Here is a 17,408-nt window from a genome sequence, read left to right as displayed (position 1 = left end):
AATCCATCAAGGAGGAACGATCCATGAGCAAAGTGATCGGCATCGACCTCGGCACGACGAACTCCTGCGTCGCCGTCATGGAGGGGGGCGAGGCGGTCGTCATCCCGAACGCGGAAGGGGGCCGCACGACGCCTTCCGTCGTCGCGTTCAAGAAGGACGGCGAGCGGATCGTCGGCGAAGCGGCGAAACGCCAGGCCATCACGAACCCCGACCGCACGATCATCTCGATCAAGCGGCACATGGGGACGAACCACAAGGTCAACATCGACGGCAAGGAATACACGCCGCAGGAAATCTCGGCGTTCATCCTGATGAAGCTGAAGGCCGACGCCGAGGCCTATCTCGGCGAGCCGGTGACGAAGGCCGTCATCACGGTCCCGGCCTACTTCAACGACTCGCAGCGCCAGGCGACGAAGGACGCCGGCAAGATCGCGGGCCTCGAGGTGCTGCGGATCGTGAACGAGCCGACGGCGGCCGCGCTCGCGTACGGCCTTGACAAGGAGGAAGACCAGACGATCCTTGTCTTCGACCTCGGCGGCGGCACGTTCGACGTGTCGATCCTCGAGCTCGGCGACGGCTTCTTCGAAGTGAAGGCGACGAGCGGCGACAACCACCTCGGCGGCGACGACTTCGACCAGGCGATCATGGACTGGATGGCCGCCGAGTTCAAGAAGGAGCACGGCATCGACCTGATGAAGGACCGGGCGGCCGTGCAGCGCCTGAAGGATGCGGCGGAGAAGGCGAAGAAAGAGCTCTCCACCATGCTGACGACGACGATCTCGCTGCCGTTCATCACGATGTCCGACGGCGTGCCGCTGCACCTCGAAATGAACCTGACCCGGGCGAAGTTCGAGGAGCTGACGGCCCATCTCGTCGAGCGGACGCTCGGCCCGACCCGCCAGGCGCTCGCCGACGCCGGCCTGAAGCCGGAGGACATCGACAAGGTCGTGCTCGTCGGCGGCTCGACGCGCATCCCGGCGGTGCAGGAAGCGATCCGGAAGCTGATCGGCAAGGAGCCGCACAAGGGCGTCAACCCGGACGAGGTCGTCGCCCTCGGCGCGGCCGTGCAGGCCGGCGTGCTGACGGGCGAAGTGAAGGACGTCGTGCTGCTCGACGTGACGCCGCTCTCGCTCGGCATCGAGACGGCGGGCGGCGTGTTCACGAAGATGATCGAGCGGAACACGACGATCCCGACGAGCAAGTCGCAGATCTTCACGACGTACGCCGACAACCAGACGAGCGTCGAAATCCACGTGCTGCAGGGCGAACGCGCGATGGCGGCGGACAACAAGACGCTCGGCCGCTTCATCCTGAGCGACATCCCGCCGGCGCCGCGCGGCGTGCCGCAGATCGAGGTCACGTTCGACATCGACGCGAACGGCATCGTGCACGTGTCCGCCGTTGACAAGGGCACGGGCAGATCGCAGAAGATCACGATCCAGTCCTCGAGCGGCCTGACACCGGAAGAAATCGAGCGGATGCGGAAGGAAGCGGAGCAATACGCGGAGGAAGACCGCAAGCGGCGCGAGCTCGCCGAGGCGAAGAACAACGCGGACCATCTCATCTATACGGTCGAGAAGACGCTGAAGGATCTCGGCGGCAAGGTCGACGAGTCCGAGATCCAGCGGGCGAACGACGCGAAGGAGAAGGTCCGGAAGGCGATCGAATCGAACGACATCAACCAGATCCGGTCGGCGACCGAAGAGCTGTCGAACGTCATCCAGCAGCTCTCCGTGAAGCTGTACCAGCAGGCCGGAGCGCAGCAGGGCGCATCCGGCGGCTCCGGCACGGACGGCGCCGCGAAGGGCAAGGACAACGTCGTGGATGCCGACTACGAAGTGATCGACGACAAGAAATAAGTGAGGTTCGAAAGCGTGGCGGAGGGTCAAAGTCGGTCCAATCGGCTTTGACCCTCGGTTCTGCATGAAGGCGGTCGCCAGGTTCAATTGGACGGGGGTGGCTGAGTGGCGCAGAAGCGGGACTATTACGAGGTGCTGGGAGTCAGCCGGGACGCGACGCAGGAGGAGATCAAGAAGGCGTACCGCAACCTGGCCCGCAAGCTGCATCCGGACGTCAACAAGGCTCCGGATGCGGAGGAGCGTTTCAAGGAAGTCAAGGAGGCGTATGACGTCCTCAGCGACGAGAAGAAGCGCGCCCAATATGACCGCTACGGACATGTCGATCCGAACCAGGGCTTCGGCGGAGGCGGCGGATTCGGCGATTTCGGCGGCTTTGGCGATTTCGGCGGATTCGGCGATATCTTCGACATGTTCTTCGGCGGCGGCAGCCGCCGCGACCCGAACGCGCCGCAGCGGGGCAACGATCTGCAGTACACGATGACGCTCGAATTCAAGGAAGCGGTGTTCGGCGTCGAGAAGGACATCACGATTCCGCGAACGGAAACCTGCGACACCTGTCACGGCAGCGGCGCCCGTCCGGGGACGAAGCCCGAGACGTGCCCGGCCTGCCGCGGCACCGGCCAGCAGGAGATCGTGCAGAACACGCCGTTCGGCCGCATCGTGAACCGCCGGACGTGTCCGCAGTGCGGAGGCGCGGGCCGGTTCATCCGCGAGAAATGCGGCTCCTGCCGCGGCACGGGCAGGGTGAAGCGGCAGCGCACGATCCATGTGCGCATCCCGGCGGGTGTCGACGAAGGCGCGCAGATCCGGCTGTCCGGCGAAGGCGAGGCCGGCCTGCGCGGCGGCCCGCCCGGCGACCTGTACATCGTCATCAGGGTGAAGCCGCACGAATTCTTCGAGCGCGACGGCGACGACATTTACTGCGAAGTGCCGCTCACGTTCGCGCAGGCGGCGCTCGGCGACGAGATCGAGGTGCCGACGCTGACGGACAAGGTGAAGCTTCGCATTCCGCCGGGCACGCAGACGGGCACCTATTTCCGCCTGAGGGGCAAGGGGGTGCCGCGGCTGCGCGGAACGGGGGCCGGCGACCAGCACGTGAAGGTGACCGTCGTGACGCCGACGAATCTGACCGAGGAACAGAAGGAACTGCTGCGTCAGTTCGCCCGTCTGTCGGGGGAGAGCGCATACGCGGCGGCCAACGGTCATTCCGGCGGCAACCTGTTCGAGCGGATGCGCCGGGCGTTCCGCGGCGAATGACGCCGGCGGAGGGCGCACGGGCGCATATTCGTCCCGGCGCCGCCGCACACTATCGTCGTGCGCGGGCACGCCGCCCGGCGCGCGAAGGAGGATGGACGCATGGCGCCCCGTGAAGCAGGCGGGAAGAACGGCAGGCGGAAGCTGCCGACCGCCGGCAGGGAAGACGTCGTGTTCGATCCGCGGACGGCGGATGCCGAAGATCAAGAAGCGGCGGCCAGAGCGCAGGCGGCGGATCGCCGTCAGCGCGGCGGATGAGGCGGTGCGTGTGCCGTGGCGGAATTGACGGCATCGTTCCATGACGCCGCGCGGGCCCGCGAGGCGCTGCGCAAGCTGGAGGCGCTGCGGGCTTCGGCGGCCGTCCGGCCGGGAACGGACGGCACGGCGCTCGTCGCCCGCGTCGACGACGCGATCGTCGAGCAGGCGACCCGGCTGATCGAGACGCACGGCGGTACGGCGGAATGGACAGAATGAGACGGACAAACGCCCCGGGCTCGGCGGACCGAACCGGGGCGTTTCCATGTCCTGCACAAGGATTTTTTTGTCGCGCGGCTTCCGGTGTTGTACAATGGATGAAGTGGCCGCGTTCACGCATGCGGCCGCCGACATGCGGGGAGGTCCAGGCGGTTGAAATGGCATGAGCTGACCATCCGATCGCGGGCGGAAGCGGTCGAGATGGTGACGAATTTTCTGCACGAACTCGGCGCGGACGGCGTGTCGGTCGAGGAATCCTGGGCGGACCGGAAGCCGTCCGGGTCGAAACTTGACGAATGGTTCGATCGTCCGCCCAATGACATACCGGCCGGATGGGTCGAGATCAAGGGCTGGTTCCCCGAGGGAACCGACACGGCATCCCTGCGGGAAGCGCTGCGGGACCGGATCGGCGAACTCCGGACCTGGGGCATCGATCCCGGGAACTTCTCGCTGGAAGAAGCGGTGGTCGACGAGGAGGACTGGGCGGAGGCGTGGAAGCGGTATTTCAAGCCGCTGCGCGTCACGGACCGGCTGACGATCCGGCCGATCTGGGAACCGTACGAACCCGGTCCGGGAGAGATCGTGATCGACCTCGATCCCGGCATGGCGTTCGGCACGGGCACCCACGCGACGACGGCGCTCAGCCTCAAGGCCCTGGATCGCGCGATCCGGGGCGGTGAGGAGGTCATCGACGTCGGCACCGGTTCCGGCATCCTCGCGATCGGCGCCGCGAAGCTGGGTGCGCGGAGCGTGCTGGCACTCGACCTCGATCCCGTCGCCGTGGCGAGCGCCAGGGCCAACGCGGCGCTCAACGGTCTTGAGGACCGGATCGACGTGCGCGAGAGCGACCTGCTCGGCGCGCTCAAGGCGGGCGGGACGAACGACCACCGGCCGCTCAACGTGTCGCCGCCGGTGGACGTCATCGTTGCAAACATTCTCGCCGAAATCATCCTTCGATTCATGGACGACGTATACGCGGCACTGAAGCCGGGCGGCCTCTACATCGCGTCCGGCATTTATGTGAACAAGGAACAAGATGTGCGGCGGGGACTCGAAGCGGCGGGCTTCGAGATCCTGGACCGCGACGAGCGGGAAGACTGGATCGCCTTTACGGCGAGGAAGCCGGAGGGACGCTGATGGAGGTTCTGGAGCAGTTTCTCTGGTATCCGCTCGAGCATCTGCCGTTCATCGTGATCGTTCTCGCGCTCGCGTTCACGTTGCACGAATTCGCCCACGCGTACAGCGCCTACAGGTTCGGCGATCCGACCGCCCGCGATCAGGGACGGGTGACGCTGAACCCGATGGCCCATCTCGATCCGATCGGGACGCTTCTCATCCTGATCGCCGGGTTCGGCTGGGCGAAGCCGGTGCCGGTCGTCCGGTCGCGGTTCCGCTACCCGCGCCTCATGGGCATCGTCGTGTCCGCCGTCGGCCCGCTCAGCAACCTGCTGCTCGCCTTCATCGGCATCGCCGCGTACTCGCTGCTGGCCCACACCGGCTGGCTCGGCGGCGTCTCCTACGGCGCCCGGGTGGCGGTGCACCTGTTTCTCAACTATCTGATCAGCATGAACGTCCTGCTCTTCCTGTTCAATCTCATTCCGCTGCCGCCGCTGGACGGCTACCGGATCATCGAGGATCTCGCGCCGTCCCGGATCCGGATGAAAATGGACCGTTACATCCATTGGGGCGTGTTCGTGTTCCTGCTGGTCGTGTTCATACCGGGACTGAGGAGCTATACGCTCGATCCGCTGTTCGGCCTCGCGCGGCCGATCATCTCCGGGCTGTTCTCGCTCTTCGGCCTCTCGGTTGCGACGGACTGACGCACGGATTTCCTGTGGCGGCTGACCCGCAAAATGTGTATGATCGTGTATGACGAAGGTTGGTCGATGGACATGCAGCGTTACATCGTGCCGCCCGAGGCCTTCCGCGGCCGGACGGTCGTCGTGGAGGGCGACGACGCATTCCACCTGTCGCGGGTGATGCGGATGCGCCCCGGCGACCGGATCGTCGTCTGCGACGGCTGCGGGCGCGAGGCGACGGCCGTGCTGACGAAGGTCGCGCCCGACCGGGCGGAGGCCGAGGCGGAGGATTTCCGTCCGTCGGCGGGAGAGCCGGCGTGGACGGTCGTCATCGCGCAGAGTCTGCCGAAGGGCGACAAAATGGAGCTCATCATCCAGAAGGGGACGGAGATCGGCGCGGCCGCCTTCGTGCCGTTCCGCTCGGAACGCGTGATCGTCCGCTACGACGGGAAGCAGGAGGCGAAGCGGCTCGAGCGGTGGCGCAGGATCGCGAAGGAAGCGGCCGAGCAGGCGCACCGCGGCCGGCTGCCGGAAGTGTCCGGCGTCGCTTCCTGGCGGGAGCTGCTCGCGTCGTTCCCGGAATATGACGATGTCTATTTCTGTTACGAGCGGCAGGGAGGGGAGCCGTCGGCCGGCCTCCGGACGCTCGTGCGCGAGACGATGAGCCGCATTCCGGACCGGCCGCTCAAGCTGCTCGTCGTCGTCGGGCCGGAGGGCGGTTTCACCGAGCGGGAAGCCGCGGAGGCCGAAGCGGCCGGGGCCCGGCCCGTCGGGCTCGGCTCCCGCATCCTGCGCACGGAGACGGCCGCGCTCGCGGTGCTCGCCTGCCTCATGTACGAATCCGGAGAGATGGGAGGGGACGGTTAGATGCCGACGGTCGCATTTTACACGCTGGGCTGCAAGGTGAACTTTTACGACACGGAAGCAATCTGGCAGATGTTCAAGCAGGCGGGCTACCGGCAGGTCGATTTTGACGGCGAGCCGGCCGACGTCTACGTGATCAACACCTGCACGGTGACGAACACCGGCGACAAGAAGAGCCGCCAGATCATCCGCCGCGCGATCCGGCGCAATCCGGACGCGGTCGTCGCGGTGACCGGCTGCTACGCCCAGACGTCGCCGGCCGAGGTGATGGCAATCCCCGGCGTCGACATCGTGATCGGCAACCAGGACCGCTCGAAATTGCTTGAATACGTCGAGGAAGTCCGGCGGACGCGCCAGCCCGTGAACGCGGTGCGCAACATCATGAAGACACGCGAGTTCGAGGAGATGGACGTGCCGGAGTTCACCGACCGGACGCGGGCGTTCCTGAAAATCCAGGAGGGCTGCAACAATTTCTGCACGTTCTGCATCATCCCCTGGGCGCGCGGGCTGTCGCGCAGCCGCGACCCGCAGAGCGTGATCGCCCAGGCGCGCAAGCTGGCGGCGGCGGGCTACCGGGAGATCGTGCTGACCGGCATCCATACGGGCGGCTACGGCGAGGATCTGGAAGGCTACGATCTTGCCGATCTGCTCGCCGATCTCGACAAGGTGGAAGGGCTGGAGCGGATCCGCATCAGCTCGATCGAGGCGAGCCAGATCAGCGGCAAGATGATCGACGTGCTCAACCGTTCGCGCAAAATGTGCCGCCATCTCCACATTCCGCTGCAGGCCGGGGACGACTCGGTGCTGAAGCGGATGCGGCGCAAATATACGACCGAAGAATACGCGCGCAAAATCGAGGAGCTTCACGAGGCGATGCCGGGCGTCGCGATCACGACGGACGTGATCGCCGGCTTTCCGGGCGAGACGGACGAGATGTTCGAAATCGGACTCGCGTTCATCGAACGGATGCGGTTCGCCCGGATCCACGTGTTCCCGTATTCGAAGCGGACCGGCACGCCGGCGGCGCGGATGGAGGACCAGGTCGACGAGGAGACGAAGCACGAGCGGGTGCGCCGGCTCATCGCGCTGTCCGAACGGCTGCAGCTCGATTACGCGCGGAAGTTCGTCGGCGAGGTGCTCGAAGTCATCCCCGAGCGGGAGGCTCCGGGAGCGGACGGCGGGTGCCTGCTGACCGGCTACAGCGACAACTATCTGCAGATCACGTTCCGCGGCGAGCCGTCGCTGATCGGGACGCTTGTTCCCGTCCGCCTGACGGAAGCGGGCATCGAAGAATGCCGCGGCGAGCCCGTTCAGGCCGGCGCGACGGCCGCGGTCTGACGCGCGGGAAGCCAGGCGACGGATCCCGGACGGAATCGGCACGGAGGGGATTTCCCGGTCCCGCGGCGGCGGGAAATCCCCTGCGCATTTCCGTGGAAACGCGAGGGACGGGGGATGCTTGCGATGAAGGAAGTATCTGCGGGCGGCGTCGTCTATCGGCGCCTGGACGGACGGATCGAGATCCAGCTCATCCGGGACCGTTTCGGCAGGATCACGCTGGCCAAGGGAAAGATGGAGCCGGGCGAGACGTACGAGGAGACCGCGCTGCGCGAGATCGAGGAGGAGACGGGCATCCGCGGCCGGATCGTCGCCCCGATCGAACGGGTCACCTACAGCTACACGGGCAGGGACAACGAGACGGTGGACAAGGAGGTCCACTATTTCCTCGTGGAGGCGGTCTCCGGCACCCTCAGGGCGCAGGAGGGAGAGATCGGCGCCGTCGGCTGGCACCCGCCCGAGGAGGCCTGGAGGCTGCAGCGGGAAATGGGTTACGACAACAACGACCGCGTGCTGGCCGGCGCGTTCCGGCTGCTCGGAATCGGGGTGGAAGGCGTTGATTAAGTACTGGAAGCCCGGCGAGACGCTGGAGAAATACATCGACCACACGCTGCTGAAACCGGGGGCGACCGAAGCGGACATCGCGCGGCTGTGCGACGAGGCGCGCACCTACGGCTTCCACAGCGTCTGCGTAAACGGGATCTGGGTCGACTTCTGCCGCGAACGGCTGGCCGGCTCCAACGTCCAGATCTGCGCCGTCGTCGGGTTTCCGCTCGGCGCGAGCGACCCGCGGGTGAAGGCGTTCGAGGCGGCGGCCGCCGTCGAAGACGGGGCGTCCGAGATCGACATGGTGCTGTCGGTCGGCCACGTGCTGCAGGGCCGGTTCGGCGTCGTCGCGAACGACATCGCGGGCGTCGTGCGGGCGGTGGAAGGACGGGCGATCGTGAAGGTGATCCTCGAGACCGGCCTGCTGGACGACACGCAGATCGCGGAGGCGTGCCGCGTCGCCGAGGCGGCGGGCGCCCATTACGTGAAGACGTCAACCGGGTTCGGACCCGGCGGCGCCACGGAGGAGCACGTCCGGCTCATGCGCGCGAGCGTCTCGCCGACGATCGGCGTCAAGGCGGCGGGCGGCATCCGCGACGGGCAGACGGCCCGGCGGATGCTGGCGGCCGGCGCGAACCGCATCGGGACGAGCGCCGGCGTCGCGATCCTGTCCGGACGGCCGCCGGATGCTACGCCGCCAGCCGGTCATCGACCGGAGGGCGCGCCGGACGGTTCCAGATCGGAAGATAACAGAGCGGAAGGGCCAGCAGCGAGCACACCATATTGAAGATCGTCTGCGCGTGCGCGATCTGCGCGGCGGGCGACGCGGAAATCAGGCCGGCAAGCCAGGCGAGAACGTTGACGAGCGGCGCGAACAGCAGGCAGCCGCCGAGGTTGAGCGCCAGATGCGACCAGGCGACGAAGCGACCGCCCGGCGTTCCGCCGATCGCGGCCAGCACGGCGGTGAAGCAGGTGCCGACGTTCGCGCCGAGCACGCCGGCGACGCCGATCTCGACCGGCAAAGCGCCGAACGCGGCAAGCCCCATCATCATGCCGATGACCGCCGCGCTGCTGTGGACGGCCGCGGTCAGCGCGGCGCCGGCCGCGATGCCCCACAGCACGCTGTCGTTCGCCCGTTCCAGGAACAGGGCGAACATCCGCGTCTGCTCGACCTCCGGCGCGATCGACTGCATGACCGTCATGCCGAGGAGCAGCAGGCCGAAGCCGAAGATGGCGAGCGAGCCGAAGCGGAGCGGCTTCAGCCACGCGGGTTCGGGGGACGCCGGGTCGTAGCGGGGATGCGCCTCGCGCAGCAGGACGGAGGCGAGCCAGCCGAGCACCGAGGCGGCCATGAGCGGAACCGCCGACCGGTTCAGGTTCAGGCCGATCAGCTCGGTCGTGAGGCACGTGCCGATGTTCGTGCCGAGGACGATGCCGAGCGTCCGGGGGAACGTGATCAACCCCGCGTTGACGAGGCCGATCGTCATGACCGTCACCGCGGTGCTGCTCTGCAGCGCGGCGGTGACGGCCGCGCCCGACAGCAGGCCGTGCAGCGGCGTCGCGGTCGCCTTCTCCAGGACGGCCGCGATCCTGCCGCCGCCCAGGCGGTGGAGCGCCAGCTCCATCAGCTGCATGCCGGTCATGAAGACGGCGAAGCCGAGCAGCATCGGCAGCAGGATATCGGTCATGGGTGCGGCCTCCTTTCCGCCGTCGTCCGGTCATCCCAGTGTATGCCGGGGATCGGACGGGCATGACAGGCCGGCCCGGGAGCCGGCCGATTTCGTGAAGCCATATCGAACGCAATCGGGAGGGCGCAATGGGCGCTGACGTGTACTTGAGCGCCGGCCGCCGCAAGCGGCTGGAAGCCGGACATCCGTGGATTTTCGCAAACGAAATCGAGCGGATGGAGGGAGAGGCCGAGCCGGGCGATCTCGTCGCCGTGCGCGACCATCGCGGCCGGCTGCTGGCGACCGGATACTGGAATCCGCATTCGCAGATCGCGGTGCGCGCCGTCTCGTTCGGACCGCTGGAGAAGATGGACCGCGCCTTCTTCGCCGCCCGGTTCGAGGCGTGCCGGCGGCACCGCGAGCGTTTCGTCGAGAATCCGCGGGACTGCCGGCTCGTCTACGGTGAGGCGGATTTTCTGCCCGGGCTCATCGTCGACCGGTTCGGCGGCGTGCTCGTCGTGCAGATTCTGACGCTCGGGATGGACGTGAGGCGGCGGGAGATCGTCGAGGCGCTCGTGGACGTTTTCCGGCCGGAGGCCATCTACGAGCGGTCCGACGTGCCGGTCCGGAAGCTGGAAGGGCTCGAGGAGCGGACGGGCCCGCTCTACGGCAAATGCCCGGACACCGTCGTCATCGTCGAGAACGGCATCGAGCTCGAGGTGGACATCCGGACCGGGCAGAAGACCGGCCATTTCTACGACCAGCGCGAGAACCGCGCGGCGATCGCCCCGCTCATGACCGGCTGGGGCGCGCGCAGCGGCATCCGTTACGAGGAGCGGGACGCCGCCGAGGTGCCGGACGACTACTTCGCGCTGCGCGGGATCGCGCGGCCCGAAGCGGGCGCCCGGATCCGCGTCCCGGTGAACGCGAACGGACGCGTCGTGACGTATCCGTACTGGGACGGCGCGACCGTGCTCGAATGCTTCGCCCACACCGGCAGCTTCACACTGCACGCCTGCCGTTACGGGGCGAAGAAGGTCACCTGCCTCGACGTCTCGGAGCACGCGATCGCGACGGCGCGCCGCAACGTCGGGCGGAACGGCTTTCTGGACCGCGTCGAGTTCGTCGTCGCCGACGCGTTCGACTACCTGCGCGAACGGGCGAAGGCGCTGGAGGAGCGGATGCGCCGGGCGCGGGCCGTGCAGGAAGGGAAGAAGATCGACACGTCCGTGCCGCTGGGCGAGGCGCGCACCTGGGACGTCGTCATCCTCGATCCGCCGGCGTTCGCGAAATCGCGCGGCGCCGTGGAGAACGCGCTGCGCGGTTACAAGGACATCAACCTGCACGCGATGAAGCTCGTGAACGAGGGCGGCTATCTCGTCACCGCGAGCTGCTCGTACCACGTGTCGCCCGAGCTCTTCCTCGAGGCGATCCTGGACGCCGCGAAGGACGCGGGCAAGGTGCTGCGGCTCGTCGAATGGCGAACGCAGGCGAAGGACCATCCGCGGATCCTCGGCGTGCAGGAGGGACAGTATCTCAAGTTCGGGATTTTCGAGGTGCGCAGCCGCGCTTCGATCTGAGGGAACCGGCGCGGGAGCGCGGCCGTTGACGGGCCGTTTCCGATCGCAAGGGATCGATCCGGAAACGGCCCTTGTGCTTGGCCGGACGATTCCGTCCCCCGCTTGCGCTTAATAAACCGTCGAATGTTGGTGTATAATCAAGGCAACATCGGAATGCATCCGTCCGTGTGCAACGGTTGAAGGATATCGGGCGAAGGAACATCAGGCGAGGGAGGAACGGGCCATGAAGAGAGCGCTGATCCACATCGATTACACGAACGACTTCGTCGCGCCGGAAGGCGCCCTGACCTGCGGCGAGCCCGCGCAGGCGATCGAGGGCCGGATCGCGGAGCTGACGAGGGAGTTCATCGAAGCCGGCGATCTCGTCGTGTTCGCGATCGACCTGCACCGGAAGGACGATCCGTACCATCCCGAGACAAAGCTGTTCCCGCCGCACAATCTGGAAGGGACGAAGGGGCGCGAACTGTACGGCAGCCTCCAGGCCATCTACGAGGCGAACCGGGACAAACCGAACGTGATCTGGATGGACAAGACGCGTTACAGCGCCTTCGCGGGAACGGATCTCGAACTCGTGCTGCGCGCGCGGGGGATTGAGGAGCTGCATCTCGTCGGCGTCTGCACGGACATCTGCGTGCTGCATACGGCGGTGGACGCCTACAACAGGGGGTTCCGGATCGTCGTGCACGAAGGCGCCGTCGCCAGCTTCGATCCGGCGGGCCACGAGTGGGCCCTGCGCCATTTCCGCAACACGCTGGGAGCGACCGTGGTGTGACCGCGGCAAGGGAGATTGGATCGATGGAACGCGAACTTTACCGGGATGACAGCGCGGCGCTCCATACCGACCGCTACCAGCTCAGCATGGGCGAAGTCTATTGGGCGGACAACGTGCACAACCGCCGGGCGGTGTTCGAGGTCTATTTCCGGAAAATGCCCTTCGGCAACGGGTACGCGATTTTCGCCGGTCTGGAGCGGGTCGTGCGGTACCTGCAGAACTTCCGGTTCTCGGACACCGATCTCGCCTATCTGCGCGAACAGGGATTTGACGGGGATTATCTCGACTTCCTGCGGGACCTGCGGTTCACGGGCACGCTCCGCTCGATGCGGGAAGGGGAGGTCGTGTTCGCGAACGAGCCGATCATGCGCATCGAGGCGCCGCTCATCCAGTGCCAGCTGATCGAGACCGCGATCCTGAACATCGTCAATTACCAGACGCTGATTGCGACGAAGGCTTCGCGCATCAAGCAGATCATCGGTGACGACGACGCGCTCGAATTCGGTTCGCGGCGGGCGCACGAGATGGACGCGGCGGTGTGGGGGGCGAGGGCGGCGTACATCGGCGGCTTCGCCGGCACCTCCAACGTCCGGGCCGGCAAGATGTTCGGCATCCCGATCGTCGGCACGCACGCCCACGCGATGGTGCAGGCCTACGGCGACGAGTACACGGCGTTCAAAAAATACGCCTCCCGGCACCGGCACTGCGTCTTTCTCGTCGACACCTACGACACGCTCCGCTCGGGAGTGCCGAATGCGATCCGGGTGGCGAGGGAATTCGGGGACCGCATCCATTTCGTCGGCATCCGGCTGGACAGCGGCGACCTCGCCTACCTCTCGAAGAAGGCGCGGGAAATGCTGGACAAGGCGGGATTCCCGGACGCGAAGATCGTCGCGTCGAGCGATCTCGACGAGCATACGATTCTGAACCTGAAGGCCCAGGGCGCCCGCATCGACGTCTGGGGGATCGGCACGCGGCTCATCACGGCGTACGACCAGCCCGCGCTGGGCGTCGTCTACAAGATGGCCGCGATCGAGGACGAGAACGGAACGCTCCAGGATACGATCAAGATCAGCTCGAACCCCGAGAAGATCTCGACCCCCGGGCTGAAACGGGTCTGGCGCATCGTGAACCGCCGGACCGGCAAGGCCGAGGGCGACTACATCGCGCTCGAGCACGAGGACCCGCGGCGGGAAGAGCGGCTGAAAATGTTCCATCCCGTGCATACGCACCTCATGAAGTATGTGACGAATTTCGAGGCGCGGGAACTGCATCACACGGTTTTCGAGGACGGGCGGCTCGTCTGCGAGCTGCCGAAGCTCGAGGACATCCGCCGCTTTGCGCGGGACAATCTCGATCTGCTCTGGGATGAATACAAGCGGACGATGAATCCGCCGGAATACCCCGTCGACCTGAGCCAGGCGTGCTGGGACAACCGGATGGCGATCATCCGCCGGATCAGGGAAGCGATCGAGGCGAAGGCGGAAGAAATCTGAAGGATCAAGGGTGCACGCCACAAGAGCGGACCATCTCCGCCCGTCCGGCGGGATGGTCCGCTTTTGCTTCGATTCCGTCCGCCGGTGCCGGCGATCGTGTCGACGGCATGGAGCCGGCCGTCGGGAAATGGGGCATGGGCATGGAGGAGGACCGGATACCGATACGGGGACGAAGTCAAGACCTTTTTCGCCGGATGCGGCATGTTGTCCGATCTGCCGGGTATCGGAACGGGGCGCGCTCGACTATAATCGGCTTGGCGGAATAGATCCTGGCGGAGTGAAGGAGTCGACATGAACACCCGGGAATTGTTCAACGACGGCTGGATGTTCGCGAAGACCGGCCTGGACGCGGACAGCTGGAGGGGACTGGCGTTCGTGCCGGTCGACCTGCCGCATGACTGGCTGATCTGGGATACGCGGAACCTGTACGAGAACGGCATCGGCTGGTATCGCAAGACGTTTCGCTGGAAGAAGGACGGCCGGCGGGCGCTGCTTTGCTTTGACGGCGTGTACATGAATTCGACCGTCTTCGTGAACGGGATGCCGGTCGGCGAGTGGAAATACGGTTATACGTCGTTCGAGCATGACATCACCGAAGCGCTCGCGGACGGCGAGAACGAGATCGTCGTGAAGGTCGTCCACGAGAGCCCGAACAGCCGCTGGTACTCGGGCGCCGGCATCTACCGGAACGTCTGGCTGAAGACGCGCGGCGCGAACTGGATCGAGACCGACGGCGTCTACGTGTCAGTACGGCGGCGGGAGGACGGGCGATGGCGGGTCGAGATCGACACGGAGGTGCACCTGGAGGAGGCGGCGGAGCTCCGGCATGCGATCGTGCACGGGGGGCGGGAGATCGCCAGCGTCTCCGGGCGCGTCGAGGCGGGCCGCCGTGCGGCGTCGCATGAGCTGGTCGTCGAGGATCCGAAGCTGTGGCATCCCGACGAGCCGAACCTCTATACGCTCGTCACGGAGCTTCGTCCGGCGGATGCGCCTTTGGGCGCCGAACCGCATGAGCGGGTGGTGCAGCGGATCGGTTTTCGCCATATCGTCATGGATCCGGACCGGGGGCTCATCGTGAACGGCACCAACCTGAAGCTGAACGGCGTCTGCGAGCACCACGACCTCGGGGCGCTCGGCGCGGCGTTCAACGTGAACGCGCTGCGGCGCAGATTCATGCTCCTCAAGGAGATGGGCGTGAACGCGATCCGCACCGCGCACAATCCGCCGGCGCCGGAGCTGATGGACCTCGCGGACGAGATGGGGTTTTTCGTCGTTTCGGAGGCGTTCGACATGTGGGAGCGGCCGAAAACCCCTTACGATTACGCGCGGTTCTTCCCGGAATGGGCGGCGAGGGACGTGCGGAGCTGGGTGCGGCGCGACCGGAACCATCCGAGCCTGCTCATGTGGAGCATCGGCAACGAGATCTACGACACCCACGCGGACGAACGGGGGCAGGAGCTGACGCGGATGCTGGTCGCCCGGGTCCGCGAGCACGATCCGAGGGGGAACGCGCCGGTGACGATCGGCTCGAACTACATGCCCTGGCCGAACGCGCAGAAATGCGCCGAGCTCGTCGACGTCGTCGGGTACAATTACGGCGAGAAGCTGTACCATAAACATCACGCGGAGCATCCGCACTGGATCATCTACGGAAGCGAGACCGGTTCGATCGTGCAGAGCCGGGGCATCTACCGCTTCCCGTTCGAGGTTTCGGTGCTTGCGGACGATGACGGGCAGTGCTCCGCCCTCGGCAACAGCACGACGAGCTGGGGCGCGAAATCGCCGGAGGCGTGCATCATCGCGGAGCGCGACGCGCCGTTCTCGCTCGGCCAGTTCCTGTGGACCGGGTTCGACTACATCGGCGAGCCGACGCCGTACCATACGAAGAATTCGTATTTCGGGCAGCTTGATACGGCGACGTTCCCGAAGGACGCCTATTACATCTATCAGGCGGCATGGACGGATCCGGAGAAGCGGCCGGTCATCCACCTGTTCCCGTACTGGGATTTCAATCCGGGCCAGATCGTCGACGTGCGGGTCGCGACGAACGCACCGCGCGTGGAACTCCGGCTGAACGGCCGCTCGCTCGGCGTGCAGGAGCTCGACCGCCGGCGCGGCGACCGGCTCGTCGCGTGGTGGAAGGTGCCGTACGAGCCCGGCGTGCTGGAGGCGATCGCCTATGACGCGGACGGCAACGTCGTCGCGACCGACGTCAGGCGCTCGTTCGGCGACGCGAAGCGGATCCGGCTCAAGGCGGACAAGACGATGCTCGTCGCGGACGGCACGGATCTCGCGTTCATCGAGATCGGGATGGAGGACGAAGACGGCAACCCGGTCGAGAACGCCGTGAACCGCGTGCACGTGCAGGTTGCCGGCGCGGGCCGGCTCGTCGGACTCGACAACGGCGACAGCACGGATTACGACCAGTACAAGGGCACGAGCCGCCGGCTGTTCAGCGGCAAGCTCATGGCAATCGTCGCCGCGCGCCTCGAACCGGGACCGGTCCGGATCGAAGTGTCTTCGCCCGGTCTCGGGACGGCGGCGCTGGAGTTGGAGGCGATCGCGCCGGCGGGCGGCCCGCCGCGGGGCGTCTCCGCGCGGATGGAGAACCGCCCGATGCCGGTCGTGACGGGGCGGGAGGACGAGGTGCCGGTGCGCAAGATCGAGCTGGTCAGCGCGGCGGGACGGCGCTTCGGTCCGTCGCGGCGGGAGATCGTCGTGGAGGCGCGGCTCCATCCGGCGAACGCCACGTATCGCGACGTCGAGTGGCGCGTCGTGAACGACGCGGGCATCGACTCGAACCTCGCGAAGGTGGAGGCGGACGGGCTCCGGGCGAAGGTGACGGCGCTCGGTGACGGCCGGTTCCGCCTGCGCTGCATGAGCCGGAACGGCACGGACGGCATCCGGCTCATCTCGAGCCTCGAGTTCGAGGCGGAGGGTCTCGGTCCGGCCTGGAAGGATCCGTACGGATTCATCGCGGGCGGGCTGTACGACGAGGTCCGGGGCGAGGCCGGCAACGGCAACGAGCGCGGCGTCGCGACGGCGCGTGACGGCGAGACGGTCGTCTGCTGGCGCGGCATCGACTTCGGCCCCGTCGGTTCGGACACGATCACGATCCCGATCTTCGCGCTGACGAGCGAGCCCTATTCGCTGCAGATCTGGGAAGGGATGCCCGGCGAGGAGGGCGCCGAACTGCTCGCGGACGTCGTCTACCAGAAGCCGTCGAAGTGGAACGTCTACCAGGAGGAGACGTACAGGCTGTCGAAGGTGCTCCGGGGCGTCACGTCGATCAGCCTCGTCACGCGCGCGAAAATGCACATCAAGGGCTTTTCGTTCCGGCGCCTGAGCCGCGCCTTCATGCGGAACGACGCGGCGTCGTGCGACCACGTCTACGGCGATTCGTTCACGGTCGCCGGCGGCGCGGTCGAGGAGATCGGCAACAACGTGTCGCTGCTGTTTAACGGAATGGATTTCGGCGAAGAGGGCGCATCGCGGATCGTCATCTGCGGGCGTTCGGCGATCGACCGGAACACGATCCATATCCGCTTTGCGGGACCCGGGGGCGAGACGGTACAGGCGGTCGAATTCTTGCGTTCGGAAGGGTACGAGGCGCGCGTCTTTGAGCTGGAGCGGGTGACGGGCGCGCGGGACGTGACGTTCGTGTTCCTGCCGGGCAGCCGGTTCGACTTCGCGTGGTTCCGGTTCGAGCGGTGACGGATGGAAGGATGATCCGGAGCGGATGATCCGGATGCGGGCGCCGTA

General features: G+C 66.6%; 15 protein-coding genes. 14 read left to right on the top strand and 1 reads right to left on the bottom strand.

Annotated elements, in window-relative coordinates:
- The first annotated feature begins 23 nt into the window (after nt 1-23).
- The 10 genes from dnaK (at nt 24) to deoC (ending at nt 8,918) form a co-directional block, all read left to right on the top strand.
- On the top strand, nt 24-1,859 hold the full coding sequence (gene dnaK, locus A9Z00_RS05635; protein WP_296975185.1) for a molecular chaperone DnaK: 1,836 nt from the start codon (nt 24-26) through the stop codon (nt 1,857-1,859).
- 105 nt (nt 1,860-1,964) lie between these two features.
- Nucleotides 1,965-3,116 (top strand): molecular chaperone DnaJ, encoded by a 1,152-nt coding sequence (gene dnaJ, locus A9Z00_RS05630; protein WP_296975184.1) that lies wholly within the window; start codon nt 1,965-1,967, stop codon nt 3,114-3,116.
- Between the two features lie 99 nt (nt 3,117-3,215).
- Nucleotides 3,216-3,371, top strand: coding sequence for a YfhD family protein (locus A9Z00_RS05625; RefSeq protein WP_296975183.1), 156 nt, complete (start codon nt 3,216-3,218; stop codon nt 3,369-3,371).
- Nucleotides 3,372-3,386: 15 nt separating this feature from the next.
- Nucleotides 3,387-3,587, top strand: coding sequence for a hypothetical protein (locus A9Z00_RS05620; RefSeq protein ID WP_296975182.1), 201 nt, complete (start codon nt 3,387-3,389; stop codon nt 3,585-3,587).
- A 153-nt stretch (nt 3,588-3,740) separates the two neighbouring features.
- Complete coding sequence (gene prmA / locus A9Z00_RS05615; protein ID WP_296975181.1) at nt 3,741-4,724, top strand: 50S ribosomal protein L11 methyltransferase; 984 nt, start codon at nt 3,741-3,743, stop codon at nt 4,722-4,724.
- Nucleotides 4,724-5,407, top strand: coding sequence for a site-2 protease family protein (locus tag A9Z00_RS05610; RefSeq protein ID WP_296975180.1), 684 nt, complete (start codon nt 4,724-4,726; stop codon nt 5,405-5,407). Before prmA ends, A9Z00_RS05610 begins: the two co-directional genes overlap by 1 nt.
- 72 nt (nt 5,408-5,479) lie before the next feature.
- Nucleotides 5,480-6,253 (top strand): RsmE family RNA methyltransferase, encoded by a 774-nt coding sequence (locus A9Z00_RS05605; RefSeq protein WP_296975446.1) that lies wholly within the window; start codon nt 5,480-5,482, stop codon nt 6,251-6,253.
- Nucleotides 6,254-7,588, top strand: coding sequence for a tRNA (N(6)-L-threonylcarbamoyladenosine(37)-C(2))-methylthiotransferase MtaB (gene mtaB, locus A9Z00_RS05600; RefSeq protein WP_296975179.1), 1,335 nt, complete (start codon nt 6,254-6,256; stop codon nt 7,586-7,588). It begins immediately after the preceding gene.
- A gap of 114 nt (nt 7,589-7,702) precedes the next feature.
- Nucleotides 7,703-8,149, top strand: a complete 447-nt coding sequence (locus A9Z00_RS05595) for an NUDIX hydrolase (protein ID WP_296975178.1) — start codon at nt 7,703-7,705, stop codon at nt 8,147-8,149.
- Nucleotides 8,142-8,918: a deoxyribose-phosphate aldolase gene (gene deoC, locus A9Z00_RS05590; RefSeq protein WP_296975177.1), complete on the top strand. Its 777-nt coding sequence runs from the start codon at nt 8,142-8,144 to the stop codon at nt 8,916-8,918. Before A9Z00_RS05595 ends, deoC begins: the two co-directional genes overlap by 8 nt.
- On the opposite strand, the gene A9Z00_RS05585 is transcribed toward deoC, so the two are convergent.
- A complete protein-coding gene (locus tag A9Z00_RS05585; protein WP_296975176.1) occupies nt 8,821-9,819 on the bottom strand; it encodes a Na/Pi cotransporter family protein in 999 nt (332 codons plus the stop codon). The two genes, deoC and A9Z00_RS05585, sit on opposite strands and share 98 nt — an antisense overlap.
- Before the next feature lie 128 nt (nt 9,820-9,947).
- On the opposite strand from A9Z00_RS05585, the gene A9Z00_RS05580 reads away from it, so the two are divergent.
- The 4 genes from A9Z00_RS05580 (at nt 9,948) to A9Z00_RS05565 (ending at nt 17,360) form a co-directional block, all read left to right on the top strand.
- A complete protein-coding gene (locus A9Z00_RS05580) occupies nt 9,948-11,378 on the top strand; it encodes a class I SAM-dependent rRNA methyltransferase (protein WP_296975175.1) in 1,431 nt (476 codons plus the stop codon).
- Nucleotides 11,379-11,601: 223 nt separating this feature from the next.
- Entirely contained in the window at nt 11,602-12,150 is a 549-nt protein-coding gene (locus A9Z00_RS05575) for a cysteine hydrolase family protein (RefSeq protein WP_296975174.1), read from the top strand.
- A 23-nt stretch (nt 12,151-12,173) separates the two neighbouring features.
- Nucleotides 12,174-13,646 (top strand): nicotinate phosphoribosyltransferase, encoded by a 1,473-nt coding sequence (locus A9Z00_RS05570; protein ID WP_296975173.1) that lies wholly within the window; start codon nt 12,174-12,176, stop codon nt 13,644-13,646.
- Nucleotides 13,647-13,937: 291 nt separating this feature from the next.
- Nucleotides 13,938-17,360 carry a glycoside hydrolase family 2 TIM barrel-domain containing protein gene (locus A9Z00_RS05565; protein ID WP_296975172.1) on the top strand — a complete coding sequence of 1,141 codons (3,423 nt, stop codon included), beginning with the start codon at nt 13,938-13,940 and terminating at the stop codon, nt 17,358-17,360.
- Nucleotides 17,361-17,408: the final 48 nt, after the last annotated feature.

Source organism: Thermobacillus sp. ZCTH02-B1 (assembly GCF_002159085.1).
Lineage (GTDB): Bacteria > Bacillota > Bacilli > Paenibacillales > Paenibacillaceae > Thermobacillus.
Note: the sequence above shows the minus strand (reverse complement) of the source record. Positions and strands in the feature narration are given on the sequence as shown.